The sequence below is a fragment of the Vibrio sp. 10N.222.52.B12 genome, assembly GCF_002875385.1.
Taxonomy (GTDB): domain Bacteria; phylum Pseudomonadota; class Gammaproteobacteria; order Enterobacterales; family Vibrionaceae; genus Vibrio; species Vibrio jasicida.
In genome coordinates, this window is sequence record NZ_MDAW01000121.1 from 121,187 (window position 1) to 144,581 (window position 23,395).

A 23,395-nucleotide genomic window follows, 5' to 3' on the forward strand; every position below is an offset into this window, starting at 1 on the left:
GTTACCTTACTTCTTCTTAGCTTCTTTAGTACGCACATTTTCATCTGCGTAACGAACACCTTTACCTTTGTAAGGCTCAGGTTGACGGTAAGAACGAATGTCAGCCGCAACTTGACCAACTAGTTGCTTATCACAACCAGTAATGATGATTTCAGTTTGGCTTGGACATTCAGCTTTAATACCCGCTGGCAACTCGTGCTCAACTGGGTGAGAGAAGCCTAGTGTTAGACCTACAGCGTTGCCTTTAATAGCAGCACGGTAACCAACACCTTTAAGAGTTAGCTTCTTAGTAAAGCCTTCAGTAACACCAACAACCATGTTGTTAACTAGAGCGCGAGCTGTACCAGCTTGTGCCCATGCGTTAGCAAAACCTTCTTTAGGACCGAAAGTTAGGTTGTTTTCTTCCTGAGCAACAACAACTGCATTGTTAACAACGCGTGTTAGTTCGCCCTTCGCACCTTTTACAGTGATTTCTTGGCCGTTTAGTTTCACCTCTACGCCGGCTGGAATAGCGACAGGTGCCTTAGCAACACGAGACATATTCTACTCCTATTAAGCTACGTAGCAGATGATTTCACCACCAAGACCTGCTTTACGTGCAGCGCGGTCTGACATAAGACCCTTGGAAGTTGAAACGATAGCAATACCAAGACCACCCATTACAGAAGGAAGTTGATCTTTCTTCTTGTAAACACGTAGACCTGGACGAGAAACACGTTTAAGTTGCTCGATTACTGGTTTTGCTTGGAAGTACTTAAGTGTAACTTCTAGCTCAGGTTTTGCTTCGCCTTCAACAGCGAAGTCAACGATGTAACCTTCAGCTTTTAGTAGTGCAGCAATTGCAACTTTAAGCTTTGAAGAAGGCATTTTAACAGCAACTTTGTTTGCTGCCTGACCGTTACGAACGCGGGTCAGCATATCCGAAATCGGATCTTGCATGCTCATATGATTTACTCCAAATGATTAAGTGGCAATTACCAGCTAGCCTTACGAAGACCCGGAATCTCGCCTTTCATGCAAGCTTCACGAACCTTAATACGGCTTAGACCGAACTTACGTAGGTAACCGTGTGGACGACCAGTTTGGTTACAACGGTTGCGCTGACGTGATGCACTTGAATCACGTGGAAGAGATTGCAGTGTAAGAACCGCATTCCAACGATCTTCTTCAGATGCGTTTACATCGCTGATGATAGCTTTTAGCGCTGCACGCTTTTCAGCGAACTTAGCTACTAGCTTCGCACGTTTTGCTTCACGTGCTTTCATTGAATTTTTAGCCATAACAGTAACCCTTCACCTTACTTACGGAATGGGAAGTTAAAGGCAGCCAGCAGAGCACGGCCTTCCTCATCAGTACCAGCAGACGTCGTAATAGTGATGTCTAGACCGCGTACTCGATCAACTTTATCAAAGTCGATTTCCGGGAAGATGATTTGCTCGCGAACGCCCATGCTGTAGTTACCGCGACCGTCAAAAGACTTAGCGCTAACACCACGGAAGTCACGTACACGTGGAAGTGCGATAGAGATTAAACGCTCTAAAAATTCCCACATACGTTCGCCACGCAAGGTTACTTTACAACCGATAGGGTAGCCTTCACGGATTTTGAAACCTGCAACAGATTTACGAGCTTTAGTGATAAGTGGCTTTTGACCAGAGATCGTTGCCATATCAGCAGCTGCGTTTTCTAGCAGTTTCTTATCGTTGATTGCTTCACCAACACCCATGTTTAGGGTGATTTTCTCGATTCTAGGGACTTGCATGACGCTTGTGTAGCTAAACTGTTTGGTCAGTTCAGCGACTACAGACGACTTGTAGTAATCATGCAGTTTCGCCATAGTAGAACTCCAAATTACTTCTATTAGTTAGAAACGATTTCGTTGTTAGATTTAAAGAAACGAACTTTCTTACCATCTTCAAAACGGAAACCGATACGGTCAGCTTTACCAGTAGCTGCGTTAAAGATCGCCACGTTAGAAACATCGATAGCTGCTTCTTGCTCTACGATACCGCCTTGGATACCTAGTGCAGGAACAGGTTTCTGGTGTTTCTTAACAAGGTTGATACCTTCAACGATAACTTTACCAGTTGCTAGGACCTTAGTTACTTTACCTTTCTTGCCTTTGTCTTTACCAGCAAGAACGATTACTTCGTCATTACGACGGATTTTAGCTGCCATTTCTACGTGCTCCTTACAGAACTTCTGGAGCCAGTGAAACGATCTTCATGAACTTATCGCCACGAAGTTCGCGTGTCACAGGACCAAAGATACGTGTACCGATTGGTTGCTCAGTAGTGTTATTCAACAGTACGCAAGCATTTCGGTCGAAGCGAATGACAGAACCGTCAGGACGACGTACGCCTTTACGGGTGCGCACTACAACCGCCTTCATAACGTCACCTTTCTTTACTTTACCGCGAGGAATTGCTTCCTTAACAGTAACTTTGATGACGTCACCGATATGTGCATAACGGCGGTGTGAGCCACCCAGAACCTTAATACACATTACGCTGCGTGCGCCTGAGTTATCAGCTGCGTCCAGCATACTTTGCATTTGGATCATGTTAGTGCTCCGCTAAATATTAATAACTAGACCCATCACGGGTCGGGCTGCCTCTTAAAAGAGACGCGGATTGTACCACCCTTTTTTGTGATTGGGTAGTCAAAAAATAAACGGCCCCAAAAATTTTTTGGAGCCGCTTTCCTACCTATAGAATAGTGAAGATTACATCTTCGCCTTTTCTAGGACTTTTACCAATGTCCAAGACTTAGTCTTAGACAGTGGACGACACTCTGCGATTTCAACTTTGTCGCCTAGGCCACAAGTGTTGTTTTCGTCATGTGCGTGTACTTTAGTCGTACGCTTTACGTATTTACCGTAAATTGGGTGTTTCACCATGCGTTCGATAGCAACAACGATAGACTTGTCCATCTTGTCGCTAACTACACGACCTTGTTGAGTACGTTTTACTTCGCTCATTATGCGCCTGCCTTCTCAGTCAAAACAGTTTTCACACGTGCGATATCACGGCGTACAGCTTTCAGAGTATGAGTTTGCTGTAGCTGACCAGTTGCAGCTTGCATGCGCAAGTTGAACTGTTCGCGTAGCAAATTCAATAGCTCAGCGTTAAGCTCTTCAACGCTTTTCTCGCGTAGATCTTGTGCTTTCATCACATCACCTGCTTAGTTACAAATGTAGTTTTGAATGGCAGTTTACGAGCCGCTAGGCGGAACGCTTCACGCGCCAATTCTTCAGGTACACCACCCATTTCGTACATAACCTTACCAGGTTGGATTTGGGCTACCCAGTACTCAACGTTACCTTTACCCTTACCTTGACGAACTTCAAGTGGTTTTTCTGTGATTGGTTTGTCTGGGAACACACGGATCCAGATTTTACCTTGACGCTTAACGTGACGTGTCATTGCACGACGTGCCGCTTCGATTTGACGAGCAGTTAGACGACCACGGCCAACAGCTTTAAGACCGAATTCGCCGAAGCTTACATCAGTACCTTTAGCTAGACCACGGTTACGACCTGTCTGAACCTTACGGAACTTAGTACGTTTAGGTTGTAGCATCTGTCGACTCCTTACTTACGGCCTTTACGCTGCTTCTTAGGCTTATCGCCTTTAGGCTCTACAGCGTTAGCTGCTGGCATACCACCTAGAATCTCACCTTTGAAGATCCAAGTTTTAATGCCGATCACACCGTATTGAGTGTGAGCCGAAGAAGTTGCGTAATCAATGTCTGCACGTAGAGTGTGTAGAGGCACACGACCTTCACGGTACCACTCAGAACGTGCGATTTCAGCGCCGCCTAGACGACCGCTTACTTCCACTTTGATGCCTTTAGCACCTAGACGCATTGCGTTTTGTACCGCGCGCTTCATAGCACGACGGAACATAACACGACGCTCTAGTTGAGACGCGATGCTATCGCCAACAAGTTGTGCATCAAGTTCAGGTTTACGTACTTCAGCGATGTTAATTTGCGCTGGTACACCTGCAATTTTTGCTACAGCTGTGCGTAGTTTCTCAACGTCTTCACCTTTCTTACCGATTACAACGCCTGGACGAGCAGTGTGAATAGTCACACGGATGCTCTTAGCAGGACGCTCGATAACGATGCGTGAAAGAGATGCTTTTTGTAGTTCCTTAGTAAGGAACTGACGTACCTTGAAGTCGCCGTCTAGGTTGTCAGCGAAATCTTTGGTGTTAGCAAACCATGTAGCATTCCAAGGCTTAACGATGCCAAGACGAATACCATTAGGATGTACTTTTTGACCCATTGCTTACTCTCCTAGTCTCTAGCGATCTGCTACAACAACAGTGATGTGGCTTGAACGCTTCAAGATACGATCCGCACGACCTTTAGCACGAGGCATAATACGCTTCATGGTTGGGCCTTCATCTACAAAGATTTTTGCGACATTCAGATCGTCAATATCTGCACCTTCGTTGTGCTCCGCGTTAGCGATAGCAGACTCTAGAACTTTCTTAACTAGAACAGCAGCTTTTTTGTTGCTGAAAGTTAGGATTTCTAGAGCTTGGTCAACAGATTTACCACGAATTAGATCCGCAACTAAGCGAGCTTTCTGAGGCGAAATGCGAGCAAAGTTATGTTTAGCAATAGCTTCCATCATTTACTCCTTAACGCTTCTTAGCTTTCTTATCCGCAGCGTGACCGCGGTAAGTACGTGTTGGTGCGAATTCACCCAGTTTGTGACCGATCATTTCTTCAGTTACAAATACTGGTACGTGCTGACGACCATTATGGACAGCGATGGTCAAACCGATCATCGTAGGGATGATCATTGAACGACGGGACCAAGTCTTAATAGGCTTTTTGTCTCCGCTTTCCACCGCTTTCTCTACCTTCTTCAGCAAGTGTAGGTCAATAAAAGGACCTTTCTTGAGAGAACGTGGCATGGCGATTCCTCTTTATATAGATTACTTGTTACGACGACGTACGATGTACTTGTCAGTGCGTTTGTTCTTACGAGTCTTGAAGCCTTTAGTTGGCATACCCCAAGGAGATACTGGATGACGGCCACCAGAAGTACGACCTTCACCACCACCGTGTGGGTGATCAACCGGGTTCATTACTACACCACGTACGGTTGGACGTACGCCGCGCCAGCGTGAAGCACCAGCTTTACCAAGTTCACGTAGCATGTGCTCAGAGTTACCAACTTCACCGATTGTTGCACGGCCTTCAGAAAGAACTTTGCGCATTTCGCCAGAACGTAGACGGATAGTTACGTACGCACCGTCGCGAGCAACGATTTGAGCGTAAGCACCAGCCGAACGAGCTAGCTGACCACCTTTACCAGGTTTTAGTTCAACGTTGTGTACAGTTGAACCTACTGGGATGTTACGCATTGGAAGAGTGTTACCAGCTTTAATCGGTGCATCAACACCAGATTGGATAACATCACCCGCGTTAACACCTTTAGGTGCTAGGATGTAGCGACGCTCACCGTCTTTGTAAAGAACTAGAGCAATGTTTGCGCTACGGTTTGGATCGTATTCTAGACGCTCAACTTTCGCTGGGATGCCATCTTTAGTACGTTTGAAGTCAACTACACGGTAGTGGTGCTTGTGACCACCGCCGATGTGACGTACTGTGATACGACCGTTGTTGTTACGACCACCGTTCTTAGAGTTTTTCTCTAGAAGAGGTGCGTATGGCTTGCCCTTGTGTAGGTCAGCGTTAACAACTTTAACAACGTGACGACGACCAGGGGAAGTCGGCTTACATTTAACAATAGCCATTCTTAACTACTCCTGTTATTCCGCGCCGCCAACAAAGTCAAGATCTTGACCTTCTTTCAAAGTAACGTACGCTTTCTTAACGTCGCTGCGGCGACCTTGGCGTAGACCTTGACGTTTGGTCTTACCCTTAGTGATAAGAGTATTTACAGACTTAACTTCAACTTCAAAAAGCTTTTCTACAGCTGCTTTGATCTCTTTTTTAGTTGCATCTTTAGCTACTTTGAAAACGATAGTGTTCGCTTTCTCAGCTGCCATAGTTGCTTTTTCAGAGATGTGCGGAGCACGTAGAACTTTTAGGATACGCTCTTCAGTGATCATGCTAGCATCTCCTCAACTTGTTTAACTGCGTCAGCAGTCATTACAACTTTGTCGAACGCGATTAGTGAAACTGGATCGATACCAGCAACATCACGTGCGTCAACTTTGTATAGGTTACGAGCCGCTAGGAATAGATTCTCATCTACTTCGCTAGTCACGATTAGAGCGTCAGTTAGCTCAAGCTCTTTAAGCTTAGCAACTAGCTCTTTAGTCTTTGGCGCTTCAACTGAGAAGTTATCAACAACGATTAGACGCTCTTGACGAACTAGCTCAGAAAGAATGCTCTTCATAGCACCGCGGTACATTTTTTTGTTTACTTTTTGGCTGTGATCTTGTGGTTTCGCAGCAAAAGTAACACCACCTGTACGCCAGATTGGGCTACGGATTGTACCAGCACGCGCACGGCCAGTACCTTTTTGACGCCATGGCTTAGCGCCACCGCCAGAAACTTCTGAACGTGTTTTTTGAGCACGAGTACCTTGACGAGCACCTGCTGCAAACGCAACAACTACTTGGTGTACAAGAGCTTCGTTAAACTCACGTCCGAAAGTAGTTTCGGAAACAGTTAGTGCATCAGCACCTTTAACCATTAGTTCCATTACTTACTCCTGAGACGTTATGCTTTAACAGCTGGTTTAACGATCACGTTGCCACCTGTTGAGCCTGGTACTGCACCTTTAATAAGAAGCAGATTGCGCTCAGCGTCAACACGTACGATCTCTAGGTTTTGAGTCGTTACACGCTCAGCACCCATGTGACCTGCCATTTTCTTGCCTTTAAATACGCGACCTGGAGTTTGACATTGGCCAATTGAACCCGGTGCACGGTGAGACAATGAGTTACCGTGAGTCATATCTTGAGTACGGAAGTTCCAACGCTTAACAGCGCCTTGGAAGCCCTTACCTTTAGATGTACCAGTAACGTCTACTTTCTTAGTTTCGTTGAATAGTTCAACTGTTAGCTCAGCGCCAACTGCGAACTCTTCACCGTTTTCCAAACGGAATTCCCAAAGACCGCGACCAGCTTCAACGCCAGCTTTAGCAAAGTGACCTGCTTCAGCTTTGTTTACACGGTTAGCTTTCTTAGAACCAGCAGTTACCTGAATTGCTGCGTAGCCGTCTGTCTCAAGAGTTTTAACTTGAGAAACACGGTTTGCTTCAACTTCAACAACTGTTACTGGGATAGAAACGCCGTCTTCAGTAAATACGCGGGTCATGCCCACTTTACGACCGATTAGACCAATCATTCTTCTAATCTCCCTTAACCTAGGCTAATTTGAACGTCAACGCCCGCAGCAAGGTCTAGACGCATTAGAGCATCAACAGTTTTGTCTGTTGGCTCAACGATGTCGATTAGACGCTTGTGAGTACGAATTTCGTACTGGTCACGTGCTTTCTTGTTAACGTGTGGAGAGATAAGAACTGTGAAACGCTCTTTACGAGTTGGCAGTGGGATTGGACCACGAACCTGTGCGCCAGTGCGCTTAGCTGTTTCAACGATTTCCGCTGTAGAAGCGTCGATTAGTTTGTAATCGAATGCTTTTAGGCGGATACGGATACGTTGGTTCTGCATGAGACAGAGCTCCAATATTAAAAATTACACAAACAATATCGCCACTCAAACTCGTTAAGACGAGAGAATGCCGATTGATTTATGTGAAACCGTAGCGTCCAAGATTAGGACACATTGTCAGTTAATTTTCGATTAACTACCCCTACATACCAGAGTCACGTCTGGGGATAGTTTTTCCGAAGAAAAGATAGCTAATTGTATTAACCGCGAACATAAGCTGAGTCTACATTACCTCGTAAATCCGAAGATTTACTCGCTCCTCATTGCTCATTGGTTCACAACTGGCTTAACCAGTGCGACGCATTATACAGATCACACTTTAGGATGCAAGACCTGAGTGAAAAATAATCGAACAAAATTTAACCGCTCGATTTATCCTTCAGCTTTTGCTTTCGCCATAAACAAAAAGGACGCCGTAGCGTCCTTTTTTAAACAGGAATGATAATAGCGCTGGCTATTACTTCTTGCTTGATAGTGCACCGAAACGCTTGTTGAAGCGATCAACACGGCCGCCTGTATCAACGATACGTTGCTTACCAGTGTAGAATGGGTGACACTTGTCACATACGTCTAGGTGGATAGATTCCTTCGCTAGAGTAGATTTGAACTCAAAAGAGTTGCCGCAAGAACAAGTAGCAGTTACTGCTTTGTATTCTGGGTGGATACCAGCTTTCATGGGATAACCTCAATAGTAGGCCGTGTCGCTATACGAGTCTAAGCCGCACACCACACGTAATTAATAATAGAAATGAGTACCGCATCGGCCAATTGCCGAAGCCATATCTCAAGGCGCAGTATAGTAATGAATCACTTTGCTGGGATCAACACATTTGGCAACTTTTTCGCCACTTTTTTCACCAGTACGTATGTACTGAAGGCTTTCTGCCGCCTTATTTGAGGTTTACTCGAATTTCGCCGAGGGTTTTAATAGACTATACCCTCTTCTTCCCTCTTTTATATAGTTAAGATTCTATGCGCCCATCCATCGCTAGAGTGGCACTGCCGGTCCCACTCGACAAACAGTTCGATTACGTCATTCCTGGGCATCTCTTTCCGCTCATTGGGGGAAGAGTATCTGTTCCTTTTGGCCGACAGACCCTTGTTGGTGTAGTCACAGCGATGGTGAACCATTCTGACTTTCCTAAAGAGCAACTTAAGCCAATCAAAGCCGTATTAGATGCTCAACCGCTATGGCCAGAGAATTTATATTCCTTGCTCACGTGGTGCAGTTACTTTTATCAATACCCTCTCGGCGATACCTTACACAATGCAATGCCGGCGGCGCTACGTAAAGGGAAGCCAGCGGACTTCGCAACGCTGCAAGAATGGCAGATCACCGAATCAGGTAAAAATAAATTAATGCAAGGCTTGGGAAGAGCGGTTAAACAGCAGCGCGTATTGCAGATGTTGGTTGATGGCGTAGTTCCGCATCAAGAGTTCATCGACCAAGAAATTCCCTCAACAGTGCTAAAGACCTTGGAAGAAAAAGGCTGGGTTGAGCGCATAGAGAAAAAGCCTACTATCACCAAATGGGGTAATCACGTTGAGCGCGATGTTGAAAAGCCCAAGGTTAATCATGAACAGGCGCTTGCGATTGCCAGTGTGAATAGCCAAACCGGGTTTGCTTGCTATTTATTAGAAGGAGTAACGGGATCTGGTAAGACTGAAGTTTACCTGAACCTGATCAAACCTGTACTCGAGAAAGGCAAGCAGGCACTCGTTCTCGTACCGGAGATTGGTCTAACACCACAAACCATTAACCGCTTTAAACACCGTTTTAATGTTCCTGTTGATGTGATTCATTCTGGATTGAATGATACCGAGCGGCTCAATGCGTGGCTTTCTGCAAGAGACAAAGCCGCCGGCATCATTATTGGAACCCGCTCGGCCCTGCTCACACCTTTTGCCGATCTCGGTATTATTATTGTCGATGAAGAGCACGATGCATCTTACAAGCAACAAGACAGTCTGCGTTATCACGCTCGTGATGTCGCCGTGATGCGCGCCCATAAAGAGCAAGTGCCTATTGTGCTTGGTTCTGCAACCCCTGCTTTGGAAACGCTGCACAACGCACTTACGGGGAAATATCATCATCTGACCCTGACACAACGTGCTGGTTCAGCGGTTCCGACCACGAATAAAGTCCTCGATGTCAAAGGGCTGTATTTGGACAGCGGCTTATCGGCTCCTCTAATTGCTGAAATGCGCAAGCACCTAAAAGCAGGCAACCAAGTGATGTTGTTCTTGAACCGTCGTGGCTTCTCGCCTGCACTCATGTGTCATGAGTGTGGTTGGATTGCGGAATGTAAACGTTGCGATGCGTACTATACCTTCCATCAATACAGTAACGAGATTCGCTGCCATCATTGCGGCTCACAACAACCTGTAATTCATCAATGTCAGGGCTGCGGTTCGACCCAGCTTGTGACGGTTGGCGTGGGAACCGAACAACTTGAGTTGCAACTGGCCGATCTTTTCCCTGAATACAAAGCCATTCGTATAGATAGAGACAGCACGCGCCGCAAAGGCAGTTTAGAAGATGCGCTTGAGTCCATTCGCAAAGGCGAATACCAAATTCTGATTGGAACGCAGATGTTGGCGAAAGGTCACCACTTCCCTAACGTCACCCTTGTTGCACTATTAGATGTCGATGGCTCTCTTTATAGTAGTGATTTCCGTGCTTCTGAAAGACTGGCTCAGCTATTTATTCAGGTTGCAGGCCGAGCTGGCCGAGCTAGCAAGCCTGGTGAAGTGATACTTCAAACTCACCACCCCGAGCACAGCTTGTTGCAAGCCCTTTTACATAAAGACTACCGACACTTTGCTATGACGGCATTGGAAGAACGCAAGTTAGCTCAACTGCCACCATATAGCTTTTTAACGCTGTTTAAAGCCGAAGCGAACCAAAGTGAAATTGTCGAGGATTTCCTTCGTCAGGTGCGTTTTACTCTTGAATCACATCCGCTATTCGATGATTCCTGCATGGTGCTGGGACCAACACCTTCACCACTTGCTAAACGTGCAGGTAAGTATCGCTGGCAGTTACTTTTGCAAACTCAGCATCGCTCATTGATGCAAAAGTTATTAACCAGTGCCAAACCTGCTATTGAGTTGTTGCCAAATGCCAAGAAAGTTCGCTGGAATTTAGACATAGAGCCACAAGATCTCAGCTAGCAAACGTTTAACCATGTAATGAATTGCCTTTTAATGTGAGTAAAATCACAATAGGATTGCAATTTTTGTTAAACAGACCGTAACTTTACCTTTAGAAATGAATAGACTATTCAAATTAGTAAAGTCTAAAGTGGATCAGTCACATAGGCTTCAATTAGAACAATGACAAACGTCACCTTGGCGAATATTTTAAGAGGGTAAAAACTATGGCGACAATGAAGGATGTTGCCCAGCTTGCAGGGGTATCTACTGCGACAGTATCACGAGCATTAATGAATCCAGAAAAAGTCTCTTCTTCAACAAGAAAGAGAGTGGAAGATGCCGTACTAGAAGCTGGTTATTCACCAAATTCATTAGCTCGTAACTTACGAAGAAATGAATCAAAAACCATTGTCACTATCGTTCCGGATATTTGCGATCCGTACTTCTCAGAGATCATTCGCGGTATCGAAGATGCAGCGATGGAACATGGCTATCTGGTTCTGCTTGGCGATAGCGGTCAACAAAAGAAACGTGAGAGCTCATTTGTAAACTTGGTCTTCACCAAACAAGCCGACGGTATGTTGCTGTTGGGTACAGACTTACCCTTTGACGTCAGCAAGCCTGAGCAAAAGAACCTACCACCTATGGTGATGGCCTGTGAGTTTGCCCCTGAGTTGGAGTTACCAACTGTTCATATCGATAACCTGACTTCAGCGTTTGAAGCGGTGAACTACCTAACGCAACTTGGTCATAAACGCATCGCGCAAATCTCTGGCCCGGACACTGCAGTACTTTGTCAATTCCGTCAGCAAGGTTATCAACAAGCGTTGCGTCGCGCAGGCATCAATAAAGAACCACAATACAGTGTGATTGCAGACTTCTCCTTTGAAGGTGGCGTACAAGCCGTTCGCAAACTGCTTGAATTACCAGAGCCCCCAACGGCACTCTTCTGTCACTGTGACACCATGGCGATTGGAGCCATTCAAGAAGCAAAGCGTCTTGGTCTGCGTATCCCTCAAGATTTGTCTATTGTCGGCTTTGATGACATTCAGTTCGCGCAATACTGCGATCCACCACTGACCACCATTTCTCAACCTCGCTACGAGATTGGTCGCCAAGCGATGCTGATGATGCTAGAGCTACTGAAAGGCCATGATGTACATGCTGGCTCTCGACTGCTCGACACTAAGCTTGTCGTTCGTGGTAGTGCTGCGCCTCCACCATTACGATAAGCAACGCAAGACTCCCCAAGCGACGCATTTAGCGTCGCTTTTTATTCTCAACTTTCCTGCACGTAACTAACAAGATTACACGAATAGGGTGTTTTATCTTTTCAATCTGGATTAACATATTTGCCAGAATCCTTGATGACCTGAAGTAACCGTGGCAAATAGAGATTATGTAAGACGCGGACGCGGCGCTCCGAAAAAGTCTGCAAAAAAACAACCTTCAAGAAAAAAACCTTGGCGTAGCGGTCTACTGGCAATTTTGCTCGTGGGCGGTTTTGGCTATGGGCTGTATTTATTAAGTTCAGATCCTGAGCCGGAAAAAACAGTGGTTGTTGAAACACCAACAACAAATACCACCAGCAAGCCAAAGCCGAAGAAAGACATTCCACCTCCACCGGAAGAGAAGTGGGAATACGTCGATACGCTTCCAAAACGTGAAGTCGAAGTCGTCGCCAAAGAAATTCAGGTATCCAAAGTCCCTTACGTTATGCAATGCGGCGCTTACAAGAACCAAAGCCAAGCAGAAGAGCGTAAGTTAGCGATCGCCTTCCAAGGCATGACAAGCCGAGTAATCAAAAAAGACGGCAGCTCTTGGTACCGTGTTGTACTTGGCCCATACAAGTTCAAACGTGAAGCAGAGAAAGATCGCCACAAATTGCAACGCGCGAAGATCGAACCTTGTGCGATTTGGAAAGAGAATCTTTAAACACTGGCCCTAGGAGCTAAGATCCTAGGGCCTTTCTTTTCGCCCCCTTGAATCCCCCACTCACTTACCCCATATACTTAATTAAATCCAAAGAGAAATAATTAAGAGGTCGACTGTGACTACCATTGTATCTGTACGTCGAAACAATAAAGTCGTCATCGCGGGTGATGGCCAAGTGTCGCTAGGCAATACCGTAATGAAGGGCAATGCACGTAAAGTTCGCCGCCTATACAACAACCAAGTACTTGCCGGTTTTGCTGGCGGTACTGCGGATGCCTTCACCCTATTCGAACGCTTCGAAAGCAAACTACAAATGCACCAAGGCCACCTAACTAAGGCAGCAGTGGAACTTGCAAAAGACTGGCGTAGCGACCGTGCACTTCGCAAACTAGAAGCGCTGCTAGCTGTAGCGGATGAAACGGCTTCACTTATCATCACAGGTAACGGTGACGTAGTTCAGCCAGAGAACGATCTGATTGCCATTGGCTCCGGTGGCGCATACGCACAAGCAGCAGCAACCGCACTATTAGAAAACACAGACCTAGACGCACGCGAAATTGCAGAGAAAGCACTGAACATCGCTGGCGACATCTGTGTATTCACCAACCATAATCACACTGTAGAAGAACTAGAATCTACAGTAGAGCTTCCTAAGCCAACGGCTTAAGCGTAATCGTAACGAAGTAAGGAAAGAATATGTCTGAAATGACTCCTCGCGAAATCGTTCATGAACTGAACCGCCACATTATTGGTCAAGAGAAAGCAAAACGTTCGGTTGCGATTGCCCTACGTAACCGCTGGCGTCGCATGCAGCTTGAAGAAAGCTTGCGTGTAGAAGTGACACCCAAAAATATCCTAATGATTGGTCCTACTGGTGTAGGTAAAACGGAGATTGCTCGCCGTCTTGCCAAACTGGCTAATGCACCATTCATCAAAGTCGAAGCAACCAAATTCACCGAAGTAGGTTATGTTGGTAAAGAAGTCGAAACCATCATCCGCGATCTTACCGATGTAGCAGTGAAGATGACACACCAGCAAGCGATGGAAAAAGTAAAATTCCGCGCTGAAGAGCAAGCAGAAGAGCGTGTTCTAGATGCCCTACTACCACCAGCTCGTGATGCTTGGGGTCAATCTGAGCAAAAAGAAGACACATCGAACACCCGCCAAATCTTCCGTAAGAAACTACGTGAAGGCCAGTTAGATGATAAAGAAATCGACATCGACGTAGCAGCACCGCAAATGGGTGTGGAGATCATGGCGCCTCCTGGTATGGAAGAAATGACCAACCAGTTACAAGGCATGTTTCAAAACCTTGCTGGCGACACGAAGAAGAAACGCAAACTGAAAATCAAAGACGCAATGAAAGCGTTGGCAGAAGAAGAAGCAGCGAAGCTGGTAAACCAAGAAGAGCTGAAAGAGTCTGCGATTTTCAACGTCGAGAACAACGGTATCGTGTTCATCGACGAAATCGACAAGATTTGTAAGCGCGGCGAAAGCTCAGGTCCTGACGTTTCTCGTGAAGGTGTTCAGCGTGACCTACTACCGTTAATCGAAGGTAGCACCGTATCAACTAAGCACGGCATGGTGAAAACAGACCACATCCTATTTGTGGCATCTGGTGCATTCCAAGTAGCGAAGCCTTCTGACTTGATTCCAGAACTGCAAGGTCGTCTGCCTATTCGTGTAGAGCTAGAAGCACTGACCAGTAACGATTTCAAACGTATTCTTACTGAGCCAAAAGCATCTCTGACTGAACAATACGTTGCGCTAATGAAAACAGAAAGCGTGGATGTAGAATTCACTGAAGACGGCATCACTCAAATCGCAGAAGCAGCATGGACCGTGAACGAAACTACTGAGAACATCGGTGCTCGTCGTCTGCATACCGTGATGGAGCGTTTGATGGATGAGATTTCTTACGACGCGACTGAAAAAGCGGGTGAGAAGTTCGTCATTGATGCGGCTTACGTGAAAAACCGCCTAGGCGACACGATTGAAGATGAAGATCTAAGCCGCTTCATTCTGTAATAAGCCCAGTATAGAGACCAAAGCCCAGAACTATGCTTCTGGGCTTTTTCGTTCCGAATGACAGTTACTTTAGCAAACTCTAGAGCAAGAAAGTTCGTCATCCTAGCGAGCTCAAGCGAGACTGAGGATCTAATAACAACGTACTCCAACTCTTCAACATTGACCTTAAATCAAAGCGCAAACGAACAATAGATTCTGAATCACCTCGTCCCTCGTTGTTCAAAATGGTGGTTTACTTTAAGAAGCTCTAAACCAAAAAAGTTCGTCATCCTAGCGAGCTCAAGCGAGACTAAGGATCTAATAACAACACACTCCAACTCTTCAGCATTGACCTTAAATCCAAGAGCAAACGGACAATAGATTCTGAATCACCTCGTCCCTCGTCGTTCAAAATGAAGGTTTACTTTAAGAAGCTCTAGACCAAAAAAGTTCGTCATCCTAGCGAGCTCAAGCGAGACTGAGGATCTAATAACAACGTGCGCCGTACCCTTCCCTTTCCCAAAAAGCCCCGCTTTATTCCCTCAAATATGAAAACTGTGTTCCTTACTTGTAACCCTTTGACTCTTAATTGACTTGCTTTAGGTCAATAGCGTATCTGTCGCTTTGTGCTTATACTGGGCACATTGGTTACTAGCACGAAATATCCATGAAACAATCTCTAAAGATCTGGCTTGAAGCCGCGCGTCCTAAAACATTACCGCTTGCACTGGTATCAATTTTGACCGGTAGCGTACTCGCCTATTCAGCGGGACACTTTTCTCTGACCATTGCCATCATGGCTTTCGTCACAGCTACGTTACTGCAAATACTATCTAACCTTGCCAATGATTATGGCGATGCAGTCCAAGGTACAGATAATGACAACCGCTTGGGCCCTCAGCGCGCGATGCAGTCTGGCGCCGTAACTGCCGCTCAGATGAAAATGGCGATCATCTTTAATATCGTTCTGACCGCGATTGCAGGCCTTATTTTGGTGTTTTACGCACTGAGTTCTTTTGAGAGCATCATTACCTTTATCGGCCTCGGCATTCTGGCCATTATCGCAGCGATTGCTTACACCATGGGCAGCAAACCATACGGCTACGTTGGTTTGGGCGACCTGTCTGTCTTCATCTTCTTTGGATTACTTGGCGTGTCTGGTACCTACTTCCTGCATACCGGTCATGTGGATGCGACATTGTTCTTACCAGCATTAGGCTGCGGTTTGTTAGCCGTAGCAGTGCTGAACATCAACAACATGCGTGACATTGAGAACGACAGCGAATGTGGTAAACGCACGATGGCAGTTCGACTTGGTCAACGTAAAGCAAAGCAATACCACTTCATCTTACTCGGTGGCGCCCTACTCGCCTTTGCGGCTTATTTACTTATTCAAGACAAGCCGGTTTGGATCAGCTTACCCTTCCTGCTAAGCATCTACGTAGTAGCGAATCATGGCAAAGCGGTTTGGGATACCGAAAAACCCGCACAAATTGCCCCAATGATGCCCGTTGTTGTGAAATGCTCACTGGTCACTAACGTTTTATTTGCAACAATTGTGGTAGCTCAAACTCTGATGAGTTAAAAAAGGATTGTCATTGCATTGACTTAATGCCTAGATATACTCAAAGACAACAGTTTCTGTTTAGAAAGGTACGCTATGGAATACAATACCTCAGCACTCTGTGATATCTATCTTGATCAGGTAGATGTAGTTGAACCGATGTTCAGTAACTTTGGCGGCCGCGCGTCGTTTGCCGGGCAAGTGACGACGGTTAAGTGCTTTGAAGACAACGCACTGATCCGCGAAACGCTAGAACAAGACGGAATCGGGCGAGTATTGTTGATCGACGGCGGAGGGTCCCTACGCAGAGCCTTAATAGATGCAGAAATCGCAACCCTTGCAGAAGAAAATGAATGGGAAGGCATTGTCGTTTACGGTTGTGTCCGTGAAGTGGATGAACTAGAAGACATGAACCTTGGCATTCAAGCGCTCGCTTCTATTCCTGTTGGCGCAGCTAACCAAGGCGTTGGTGAAATCGATGTTCCAGTAAACTTTGGTGGTGTTAGCTTCCTACCGGAAGATTACATCTATGCAGATAGTACTGGCATTATTCTTTCTCCAGAACCGCTCAATATCGATCTCGAGTTGGATGATGATGAAGAGGAAGAAGATGAGGAAAGGTTAAACTAACCTAACGCCATTTACGGCTACTAGCCAAATACGCAAACACCCGCCGAAGCGGGTGTTTTTGATTCTGGATACTTAAGTGGATTATTCCACTTCGTCCATCTTGCCAAGTAGTGCACGAATGCGCTCTTGCCACTGAGCGTGCTCTTGTTGAGCTTGCTGAGATTTTTGCTCAAGCTCTTCACGTTGAGAACGCATTTCGTTAGCTTCAGCTTCTAATTTCACTTTGTCTTCTTTCAGCTCTTCTACTTCCATCTGAAGAAGAGTGATTGTGTCAACTGCAGTTTGAATTTTCGCTTCTAGTTTTTCTAGTACTTCAAAAGACATCTTGGCCTACCTATTGTTATTCCGTGGGACGATGGCGAGCGTTCGCTTGCACCTTACCTATGAGGTTCATTCTACTCAGCGTAGCGATGAGAAACACTTACTATATTCGATATTTTGCATCATTCGGTTAAAAAATCGGCGCAATCTCACTAAACGCTGACTTTTCTTATCCTAGAAGCATTTTTGAGCAATGTATTTTCCCATCACTACCCCATAAACTCACCCAAGTATTGATCAAATTCAACTTAGTTAAAGTAAAAGCTCAGCAAAAAGGCAAACGTTTAACTGACGATGTGATAAAATCGCCGCGCAAATTATTCTTCCCTCTTGTTACTTGGAGACATCATGAAACGCGATTTAGCAATGGCATTTTCCCGTGTTACTGAAGGTGCCGCTTTGGCTGGTTACAAATGGCTTGGCCGTGGCGACAAAAACGCAGCGGATGGTGCTGCTGTTGAAGTAATGCGCACCCTGCTGAACAAAACAGACATCAGTGGTGAAATCGTTATTGGTGAAGGTGAAATCGATGATGCACCAATGCTGTACATCGGTGAACAAGTGGGTATTGGTGGCGACGAAGTCGATATCGCTGTCGACCCAATCGAAGGTACTCGCATGACCGCAATGGGTCAATCTAACGCACTAGCAGTATTGGCAGCGGGTGAGAAAGGCAGCTTCCTTAAAGCACCAGACATGTACATGGAAAAACTGGTTGTCGGTCCTGGCGCTAAAGGTGTTATCGACCTAGGTAAGCCACTTAAAGAAAACCTAGAAAACGTAGCAAAAGCACTGAATAAACCTCTTGATACGCTAGTCGTTATTACGCTTGCGAAGCCTCGTCACGATGAAGTGATCGCAGAGATGCAAACCATGGGCGTTCGCGTATTCGCAGTGCCAGACGGCGACGTAGCCGCTTCAATCCTAACTTGTATGCCAGACAGCGAAGTCGACATGATGTACTGCATCGGTGGTGCACCAGAGGGCGTGGTATCGGCAGCGGTGATTCGCGCACTAGACGGTGACATGCATGGTCGTCTTCTTCCTCGTCATGAAGTAAAAGGCGATACCGAAGAAAACCGTATCTACGGCTCAGCAGAGCTACAACGCTGCGAAGAGATGGGCGTAAAAGCGAATGTTGTATTGAAGATGGAAGACATGGCACGCAGCGACAACGTAGTCTTCTCTGCAACGGGGATTACGAAAGGCGACCTGCTAGAAGGCATCTCTCGCCAAGGCAATATCGCAACAACAGAAACTCTGTTGATCCGTGGCCGTTGTCGTACTATTCGTCGCATCAAGTCTACACACTACCTAGAGCGTAAAGATCCTGAAGTACGCGATATTATTCTTTAGGCATGGTTCGAGGCTTCCGCTCACCCAGAGCTGGAGCCTTTCTCTCCTTGTAAGCCATTTAAGCTTGCTCTGTCATCATAAGAGTGCGTTATTCTAGCGAGCACTAACGAGACTAAGGATCTAATAACAGCGCCCTCAACTCTTCCTCATTCATCTTAAGTCAAAGCACAAACGGACAATAGATTCTGAATCACCTCGTCCCTCGTTGTTCTGAATGACGACATATATTTGTGCGCATGAACACAGACCCAACAAATCCACAGACAAATTAAGTCAACACTTTTCTTTACTAACCCTATCGCGCATAATATGTACTGACGTATAAATGGTGGGTATATGAAGACCGTAGATAGGATTTTGCAAATCGTTAAGCGTGATGGCTCTGTCACAGCGAAACAACTCTCTTCTGAACTGGGTATGACAACCATGGGTGCGCGTCAGCATCTGCAAGGTTTGGAAGATGACGGTATCCTGTCGATTCATGATGTAAAAGTCAAAGTGGGTCGCCCTGCCCGCCATTGGTCTCTGACCCAAAAAGGTCATGAGCAATTTGCCGATCGTCATGGTGAACTGACCATTCAATTTATCGAAGCCGTAGAGCATATCTTCGGTAAAGACGGATTGGAGAAAGTCACGTCTGAGCGCGAGAAACTCACCTTACAAAACTACCAACAACACCTTGAGCAGTGTGACTCTCTAGAGAGCAAACTAAAGACATTGGTTACTCTGCGTGAACAAGAAGGCTACATGGCAGAACTAGAACAAGATGAACATGGTTTTATCCTCATCGAAAACCACTGCCCTATTTACAAAGCCGCGACTCGCTGCCCAAGCTTGTGCCAATCTGAGCTCAACGTCTTCCAGTCACTTCTCGGCAGTGACACAAAAATAAAGCGCGATGAGCACATCATCAGTGGCCAGCGTCGCTGCGTGTACCGCATTCAAGCCTAGTATTTCGACTCTCTTCCACTTTATTATGAACATACGCTCTTATTAATGAGACGATGTTGTAATTCTTTCTATCTCCGTTTCTGCATGGATTAAGCTTTTAGTAACTAGGAGCAACATCCAATGGATTTGGAGATAACCATGCCAAGCACCCACAAACCACAAGTTTTACCCTCATTCGATGAAATGGTAAAAATGGCGGAACGCGATCCCGAAGCCTTTGAACAGTTTCGTCATGACATGGCAAAAGAGATGATAGAAGGTGCCTCAGAGCAGATGCAGCCAAGGTTATGGGCGCAACAAAGCCACATAGATAGGGTCATCCACAACTGCAAAAACCCAAACCACACCAATGTCGTGCTGATGAATGAGCTACAGAAACAGGTCGTGAAATTCAGAGAGGCATTACAGGGAGAACCTTCACCAACTCAAAAAGCTGATGTAGTTGAGTTGAAGGCATTTAAAGATAGGGATGATTTTTACTAAAACTCATTGGATAAATCGAGAAAGTCAGGGTTCGTTTTTCTCACTAAATCTAACTTCCACTCTCGCTTCCATTGTTTCAGCTGCTTTTCTCGGTTTATGGCAGTTGCCATATCTTCGAACAACTCAAAATAAACGAGCTTATGAACGTGATACTTTTTGGTAAAACCTTCAACGACTCCGTTTTTATGCTGCCATATTCTTTGGGCTAGTTGGCTGGTAACACCAATGTAGAGAACAGAGTTATTTTTTGAAGTTAGGATGTAAACGCAAGGTGTTTTGTCGATGGTTCATTCTCCTTAATGAGTTGTTTTAGTTTCCTATTGTGACCCACCAGCACAGTTAGCTTACTTCAAACTCGGAGCACTCGGTGAGTAGATTCTGAATCACGCTCGTCCCTCGCTGTTCAGAATGACAGTTAATTTAACTTACTATTAAATAAAAGAAACCCGTCATTCTAGCGAGATTAAGAGTCTACTTTCAACAAGTACGATACCTTAGAAAGGACTCCTTATTGCAGTTACTTTAAGTCACTATTAAATAAAAGAAATCCGTCATTCTAGCGAGCTCCAGCGAGACTAAGAATCTACTTTCAGCAAGTACGATACCTTAGAAAGAACGCACTCTCGTAGTTACTTTAAGTCACTATTAAATAAAAGAAGTCCGTCATTCTAGCGAGCTTCAGCGAGACTAAGAATCTACTTTCAGCCAGTACGACACCTTAAAAAAGACTCCTTCTCGCAGCTACTTTAAGCCACTCTTAAATAAAAGAAATCTGTCATTCTCGCGAGCTCCAGCGAGACTAAGAATCTACTTTCGACAAGTTCGCTACCCAAAGGCCTTACTTCGGCTCAGGGCCGTAGTTGTTTTGACCTACCGTGCCTTTCAAGAAACCACACTCCACCAGAATCCACAGACCACAAATCAGAGAAATCGAAGCGACCATCATTTGCGGTGTTGATGGGTCTTGCGCTGCTGGGTTCGTCATTGGCGTTGCAACTCGCCCAATGATCAACGGGATATTCAACGCCAACCAGTAAATTGATTTATTACGGTCATGCCAGCGCTTAGTGGTGATCGCTAAGTCTGGGATAAGAAGAATCAATAAGAAGATAGGCAGAAGAATATAAGAGAACGCAGGGAACAACTTACTGATGCCCGCACCGAAGCCCAAGATCATGATGTAGTAGATGATATTCCACACCCAGTAAGTTTTACGGCCTATACGACCTTGGAAAGAAAACAGTAGTTCTTTAATCGACATCGAAACACTCAACATATTGAAAGTGCGACAACTCCTTGGCCGCACTACGTAAATCTAGTGTGTCTAATTTACCACCTTCTGGAAGCAATCAATATCCATATCTCGAACATTCACAGTCAAACTGCGAACATGGCTTGCTTGTTCTTGTAACACCACCATCAGTGCTCTTGATAATTCCCGCTTCTGTTCTGAGCTTCTTCCTGCGAGCAAATCAAAGTTGATATGGATGAAATCAACACTATCGCCCTCTTCCCCTACCAGCCAGTTGTGGCAACGAAGCGCACGAGATTTGACGGACGCAAGCTCAAACAAACCACAGTCTAAGGCCACTTTGTGTAAGTCTTCCAACAATCCTTGAACATTCACACGCTCACCGACCGAGTTGGAATATTCTAAAACTAAGTTTGGCATTTTGATTCCTTTCTTATTACGGCTAACTTTTAACCCGTAGTAATACCAATCTAAGCGGCAATTTCCGAGGAATGGACTATCATTCTGTCTACGCGATCACCAATCGATTGCTTTTGACAAAATGGATAGACCCAAGTGACCTCAAGATACAGGGTCCAGAGCGTTGTCATTGATTCCCTGTTTACCGAAAAAGCAAGCTAAGAAAACAACGCAACATCGGTTCAATGACACGCTCCCGAAGGGCGAGCTGCCTTGGTCTGCATACTTTGTTAACAATTTTTAATTTAGAACCACTAGATCTTCAAATTGTTGCCTCGCCTGCAAACCAAGCCATTCTCGCTGAACCTAGCATCTCGAGGTTACTTGGGTATAGAACAAATGCAGCACCGACCAGATGAAGAAAGCCGAATAAGACATGACGCCAATCATGATCTGTTCACATTATTCTGTTATATTCCTACGTAGATTTTTTACATTAATAGACTATTTACATTAAAGATAAGGGAGATATTCCTATGCGTCGTCCTGTAGTGATGGGTAACTGGAAACTAAACGGTAGCAAAGCAATGGTAACTGAGCTGCTAGCTGGTATTAACGCTGAACTTGAAGGCGTTGAAGGTGTTGACGTAGCAGTAGCTCCACCAGCTCTTTACATCGGTCTAGCTGAGTGTGTAATCGCAGAAGGTGATAACAAAGTTATCCTAGGCGCACAAAACACTGACCTAAACAACAGCGGTGCTTTCACTGGCGACATGTCTCCAGAAATGCTGAAAGACTTTGGTGCTTCTCACATCATCATCGGTCACTCAGAGCGTCGTGAATACCACAACGAATCTGACGAGTTCATCGCGAAGAAATTCAACTTCCTAAAAGAAAACGGTCTAACGCCTGTTTTCTGTATCGGTGAATCTGAAGCTCAAAACGAAGCTGGCGAAACTGAAGCAGTATGTGCACGTCAAATCAACGCAGTTATCGACACTTACGGTGTTGAAGCTCTAAACGGCGCAATCATCGCTTACGAACCAATCTGGGCTATCGGTACTGGTAAAGCAGCAACAGCTGAAGATGCACAACGTATCCACGCTTCTATCCGTGCACTAATCGCAGCGAAAGACGAAGCAGTTGCAGCACAAGTAATCATCCAATACGGCGGTTCTGTTAAACCAGAAAACGCTGAAGCTTACTTCTCACAACCAGACATCGACGGTGCTCTAGTTGGCGGCGCTTCTCTAGACGCTAAGAGCTTCGTAGCTATCGCTAAAGCAGCGGCGGCAGCTAAAGCTTAATTTCGCTTTTGACTAAGCAGAAATAAAAAGGGATGCTTCACGCATCCTTTTTTATTTGCTTACGACCGACTCAGTAAATTCTGTCATTCCGAAGAGCCCAAGCGATATCAGGAATCTAGTCACCCGCACGCGCCCAACTCAAAACAACCAAACAACAGACATAACCTATAAGAAATCCGTCATTCCGAGGAACCCAAGCGACATCAGAAATCTACTCCCCGTCCCCCTCTAACTCAAAGCAACTAAACAACAGACATAACCCAAAGAATCCCGTCATTCCGAGGAGCCTTAACGACATCAGGAATCTACTCACCGCACGCACAAAAATCAAATTAGCAAAACAACGACAAACCACTTACATCAAACA

The 23,395-nt window shown here is 45.5% G+C and carries 32 protein-coding genes and 1 pseudogene; 11 read left to right on the forward strand and 22 right to left on the reverse strand.

The features are described 5' to 3' along the window. Positions 1–6 precede the first annotated feature (6 nt). The 18 genes from rplF to rpmE form a co-directional block, all read right to left on the reverse strand. Positions 7–540, reverse strand: coding sequence for a 50S ribosomal protein L6 (rplF, locus tag BCT11_RS14640; RefSeq protein ID WP_038864901.1), 534 nt, complete (start codon positions 538–540; stop codon positions 7–9). Between the two features lie 12 nt (positions 541–552). Further along, entirely contained in the window at positions 553–945 is a 393-nt protein-coding gene (gene rpsH / locus BCT11_RS14645; RefSeq protein WP_005450567.1) for a 30S ribosomal protein S8, read from the reverse strand. 29 nt (positions 946–974) lie between these two features. Continuing rightward, entirely contained in the window at positions 975–1,280 is a 306-nt protein-coding gene (gene rpsN / locus BCT11_RS14650) for a 30S ribosomal protein S14 (RefSeq protein ID WP_004410442.1), read from the reverse strand. 17 nt (positions 1,281–1,297) lie between these two features. Further along, positions 1,298–1,837: a 50S ribosomal protein L5 gene (gene rplE / locus BCT11_RS14655; protein ID WP_005528536.1), complete on the reverse strand. Its 540-nt coding sequence runs from the start codon at positions 1,835–1,837 to the stop codon at positions 1,298–1,300. A gap of 23 nt (positions 1,838–1,860) precedes the next feature. Continuing rightward, on the reverse strand, positions 1,861–2,178 hold the full coding sequence (gene rplX, locus BCT11_RS14660) for a 50S ribosomal protein L24 (protein ID WP_005435084.1): 318 nt from the start codon (positions 2,176–2,178) through the stop codon (positions 1,861–1,863). Positions 2,179–2,191: 13 nt separating this feature from the next. Beyond that, positions 2,192–2,563: a 50S ribosomal protein L14 gene (gene rplN / locus BCT11_RS14665; RefSeq protein WP_005489425.1), complete on the reverse strand. Its 372-nt coding sequence runs from the start codon at positions 2,561–2,563 to the stop codon at positions 2,192–2,194. 162 nt (positions 2,564–2,725) lie between these two features. Next, on the reverse strand, positions 2,726–2,980 hold the full coding sequence (gene rpsQ, locus BCT11_RS14670) for a 30S ribosomal protein S17 (RefSeq protein ID WP_038864900.1): 255 nt from the start codon (positions 2,978–2,980) through the stop codon (positions 2,726–2,728). Next, on the reverse strand, positions 2,980–3,171 hold the full coding sequence (gene rpmC / locus BCT11_RS14675; RefSeq protein WP_004410456.1) for a 50S ribosomal protein L29: 192 nt from the start codon (positions 3,169–3,171) through the stop codon (positions 2,980–2,982). Before rpmC ends, rpsQ begins: the two co-directional genes overlap by 1 nt. Beyond that, positions 3,171–3,581, reverse strand: coding sequence for a 50S ribosomal protein L16 (gene rplP, locus BCT11_RS14680; protein ID WP_005379577.1), 411 nt, complete (start codon positions 3,579–3,581; stop codon positions 3,171–3,173). The genes rpmC and rplP overlap by 1 nt, the downstream gene beginning before the upstream one ends. A gap of 11 nt (positions 3,582–3,592) precedes the next feature. Then, positions 3,593–4,291 carry a 30S ribosomal protein S3 gene (gene rpsC, locus BCT11_RS14685; RefSeq protein WP_038864899.1) on the reverse strand — a complete coding sequence of 233 codons (699 nt, stop codon included), beginning with the start codon at positions 4,289–4,291 and terminating at the stop codon, positions 3,593–3,595. A gap of 18 nt (positions 4,292–4,309) precedes the next feature. Then, positions 4,310–4,642 (reverse strand): 50S ribosomal protein L22, encoded by a 333-nt coding sequence (rplV, locus tag BCT11_RS14690; RefSeq protein WP_005528535.1) that lies wholly within the window; start codon positions 4,640–4,642, stop codon positions 4,310–4,312. A gap of 10 nt (positions 4,643–4,652) precedes the next feature. After that, entirely contained in the window at positions 4,653–4,931 is a 279-nt protein-coding gene (gene rpsS, locus BCT11_RS14695; RefSeq protein ID WP_005435078.1) for a 30S ribosomal protein S19, read from the reverse strand. Positions 4,932–4,952: 21 nt separating this feature from the next. Continuing rightward, complete coding sequence (rplB, locus tag BCT11_RS14700; RefSeq protein WP_005435076.1) at positions 4,953–5,777, reverse strand: 50S ribosomal protein L2; 825 nt, start codon at positions 5,775–5,777, stop codon at positions 4,953–4,955. A gap of 15 nt (positions 5,778–5,792) precedes the next feature. After that, positions 5,793–6,095, reverse strand: coding sequence for a 50S ribosomal protein L23 (gene rplW / locus BCT11_RS14705; RefSeq protein WP_004398471.1), 303 nt, complete (start codon positions 6,093–6,095; stop codon positions 5,793–5,795). Next, positions 6,092–6,694, reverse strand: a complete 603-nt coding sequence (rplD, locus tag BCT11_RS14710) for a 50S ribosomal protein L4 (RefSeq protein WP_006878388.1) — start codon at positions 6,692–6,694, stop codon at positions 6,092–6,094. The genes rplW and rplD overlap by 4 nt, the downstream gene beginning before the upstream one ends. 17 nt (positions 6,695–6,711) lie before the next feature. Continuing rightward, positions 6,712–7,341, reverse strand: coding sequence for a 50S ribosomal protein L3 (gene rplC, locus BCT11_RS14715; protein WP_005435072.1), 630 nt, complete (start codon positions 7,339–7,341; stop codon positions 6,712–6,714). Positions 7,342–7,355: 14 nt separating this feature from the next. Continuing rightward, positions 7,356–7,667: a 30S ribosomal protein S10 gene (rpsJ, locus tag BCT11_RS14720; protein WP_004410492.1), complete on the reverse strand. Its 312-nt coding sequence runs from the start codon at positions 7,665–7,667 to the stop codon at positions 7,356–7,358. A 457-nt stretch (positions 7,668–8,124) separates the two neighbouring features. Next, positions 8,125–8,343 carry a 50S ribosomal protein L31 gene (gene rpmE / locus BCT11_RS14725; RefSeq protein WP_010445294.1) on the reverse strand — a complete coding sequence of 73 codons (219 nt, stop codon included), beginning with the start codon at positions 8,341–8,343 and terminating at the stop codon, positions 8,125–8,127. Positions 8,344–8,639: 296 nt separating this feature from the next. On the opposite strand from rpmE, the gene priA reads away from it, so the two are divergent. The 7 genes and pseudogenes from priA (at position 8,640) to rraA (ending at position 16,959) form a co-directional block, all read left to right on the forward strand. Next, the gene (gene priA / locus BCT11_RS14730) at positions 8,640–10,841 is read left to right on the forward strand and encodes a primosomal protein N' (protein ID WP_102388588.1); all 2,202 of its coding nucleotides are present in this window, start codon (positions 8,640–8,642) and stop codon (positions 10,839–10,841) included. 203 nt (positions 10,842–11,044) lie between these two features. Then, positions 11,045–12,055, forward strand: a pseudogene (gene cytR, locus BCT11_RS14735) (DNA-binding transcriptional regulator CytR); the annotation flags it as partial. Positions 12,056–12,206: 151 nt separating this feature from the next. Beyond that, positions 12,207–12,758, forward strand: a complete 552-nt coding sequence (locus BCT11_RS14740; RefSeq protein WP_038864896.1) for an SPOR domain-containing protein — start codon at positions 12,207–12,209, stop codon at positions 12,756–12,758. A gap of 115 nt (positions 12,759–12,873) precedes the next feature. Next, positions 12,874–13,425 (forward strand): ATP-dependent protease subunit HslV, encoded by a 552-nt coding sequence (gene hslV / locus BCT11_RS14745; RefSeq protein ID WP_038864894.1) that lies wholly within the window; start codon positions 12,874–12,876, stop codon positions 13,423–13,425. Between the two features lie 29 nt (positions 13,426–13,454). Beyond that, a complete protein-coding gene (hslU, locus tag BCT11_RS14750; RefSeq protein WP_038864892.1) occupies positions 13,455–14,786 on the forward strand; it encodes an HslU--HslV peptidase ATPase subunit in 1,332 nt (443 codons plus the stop codon). Between the two features lie 646 nt (positions 14,787–15,432). Beyond that, entirely contained in the window at positions 15,433–16,350 is a 918-nt protein-coding gene (locus tag BCT11_RS14755; protein WP_042604306.1) for a 1,4-dihydroxy-2-naphthoate polyprenyltransferase, read from the forward strand. Between the two features lie 75 nt (positions 16,351–16,425). Further along, a complete protein-coding gene (gene rraA, locus BCT11_RS14760; protein WP_042599800.1) occupies positions 16,426–16,959 on the forward strand; it encodes a ribonuclease E activity regulator RraA in 534 nt (177 codons plus the stop codon). Between the two features lie 81 nt (positions 16,960–17,040). Here rraA and zapB read toward each other — a convergent pair whose 3' ends face one another. Then, complete coding sequence (gene zapB, locus BCT11_RS14765; RefSeq protein WP_038864886.1) at positions 17,041–17,283, reverse strand: cell division protein ZapB; 243 nt, start codon at positions 17,281–17,283, stop codon at positions 17,041–17,043. A 345-nt stretch (positions 17,284–17,628) separates the two neighbouring features. On the opposite strand from zapB, the gene glpX reads away from it, so the two are divergent. The 3 genes from glpX to BCT11_RS14785 all read left to right on the forward strand — a co-directional run bounded on the left by glpX (position 17,629) and on the right by BCT11_RS14785 (position 20,070). Then, positions 17,629–18,636: a class II fructose-bisphosphatase gene (glpX, locus tag BCT11_RS14775; protein WP_038864885.1), complete on the forward strand. Its 1,008-nt coding sequence runs from the start codon at positions 17,629–17,631 to the stop codon at positions 18,634–18,636. A gap of 336 nt (positions 18,637–18,972) precedes the next feature. Next, entirely contained in the window at positions 18,973–19,587 is a 615-nt protein-coding gene (locus tag BCT11_RS14780) for a metalloregulator ArsR/SmtB family transcription factor (RefSeq protein ID WP_102388589.1), read from the forward strand. Between the two features lie 120 nt (positions 19,588–19,707). Beyond that, positions 19,708–20,070: a DUF3135 domain-containing protein gene (locus BCT11_RS14785; protein ID WP_198593952.1), complete on the forward strand. Its 363-nt coding sequence runs from the start codon at positions 19,708–19,710 to the stop codon at positions 20,068–20,070. Here BCT11_RS14785 and BCT11_RS14790 read toward each other — a convergent pair. The 3 genes from BCT11_RS14790 to BCT11_RS14800 form a co-directional block, all read right to left on the reverse strand. Continuing rightward, positions 20,067–20,354 (reverse strand): GIY-YIG nuclease family protein, encoded by a 288-nt coding sequence (locus BCT11_RS14790; RefSeq protein ID WP_080642194.1) that lies wholly within the window; start codon positions 20,352–20,354, stop codon positions 20,067–20,069. The genes BCT11_RS14785 and BCT11_RS14790 overlap by 4 nt on opposite strands. Positions 20,355–20,908: 554 nt before the next feature. After that, positions 20,909–21,331 (reverse strand): DUF805 domain-containing protein, encoded by a 423-nt coding sequence (locus BCT11_RS14795; RefSeq protein WP_045422127.1) that lies wholly within the window; start codon positions 21,329–21,331, stop codon positions 20,909–20,911. A gap of 63 nt (positions 21,332–21,394) precedes the next feature. After that, positions 21,395–21,742 carry a 5-carboxymethyl-2-hydroxymuconate isomerase gene (locus BCT11_RS14800; RefSeq protein ID WP_102388590.1) on the reverse strand — a complete coding sequence of 116 codons (348 nt, stop codon included), beginning with the start codon at positions 21,740–21,742 and terminating at the stop codon, positions 21,395–21,397. A 515-nt stretch (positions 21,743–22,257) separates the two neighbouring features. Here BCT11_RS14800 and tpiA point away from each other — a divergent pair. Further along, positions 22,258–23,028, forward strand: a complete 771-nt coding sequence (tpiA, locus tag BCT11_RS14805) for a triose-phosphate isomerase (RefSeq protein WP_038864880.1) — start codon at positions 22,258–22,260, stop codon at positions 23,026–23,028. Positions 23,029–23,395 lie beyond the last annotated feature (367 nt).